Origin of the sequence: Pedobacter lithocola, from assembly GCF_042650845.1 — a bacterium.
GTDB classification, from domain to species: domain Bacteria; phylum Bacteroidota; class Bacteroidia; order Sphingobacteriales; family Sphingobacteriaceae; genus Pedobacter; species Pedobacter lithocola.
Map to the genome: position 1 here is coordinate 1 of NZ_JBHSBW010000021.1, position 831 is coordinate 831.

Here is an 831-nt window from a genome sequence, read left to right on the forward strand (position 1 = left end):
TAGTGATTAGATTTTCGAAAATGCCCTCTTTCATCTTGTGTCTGTTAAATCTATAGGTATACTCATTAATATAGGATTGTAGATGCTTTACCGAATGATGAGCGCCCCTTAACCATGCCTTAAACATCATAATACAACGATGTAATTCAACAAAATTCTTACCTTTCTTTTCTGATTTTTCCCGGATTATATTCGGGAATTCTTTTTCCATCCCCTTGTATCCCGCCCATTTATCGGTACGTACGAAGGCCTCGTTTTTGATGTGATGCTGCATAAAGCCTTTGAGGTTCTCTTTGCTAGCTGAATCAATTACTTTCGCGTACATCCTGGAGACGCCCTTTCCCTGTTTTTCTATGCCAAGAACCACGATTTTCTTGCGACCGCCTTTACGGCCCTTAATCCCATCATCCTGGCCACCAACGTAGGTTTCATCCACATCCACTTTGCCCTCCATTGGGATTTTTCCACTACTTTCCATCGCCTTCATTACTTTTTGCTTAAATAACCAGCAGGTTTTTTGTCGCAATTCAAGTTTCCTGCTCAGTTCGGTACTGCTAATACCGTTCCTGTTGGTTGAAACATAGTAGATGATGTAGAAAGCTTTTAATAAGGAGAACTTGCAATCATGAAATAATGTGCCTGATGTAGCTGATTCAATATACCTGCAATGTGTGCATTGACCATCAAAAAACCTGTTCCCTTTGCAATAGTGCGCATGGGAACACTTTTTGCAGATATAACCATTTTCCCATTTCAGATCCGATAAGTAGTTAATACAACTCAGCTCATCTGGAAATTTAGACTGAAATTCAAATATTGATAAACTTTTAA

1 protein-coding gene is annotated in these 831 nt (G+C 39.1%); it reads right to left on the reverse strand.

The window, feature by feature from the left end:
* Nucleotides 1-831, reverse strand: an 831-nt coding sequence (locus ACFOWA_RS20620; protein WP_378988941.1) for an IS1595 family transposase, incomplete at both ends; no start/stop codon positions are given.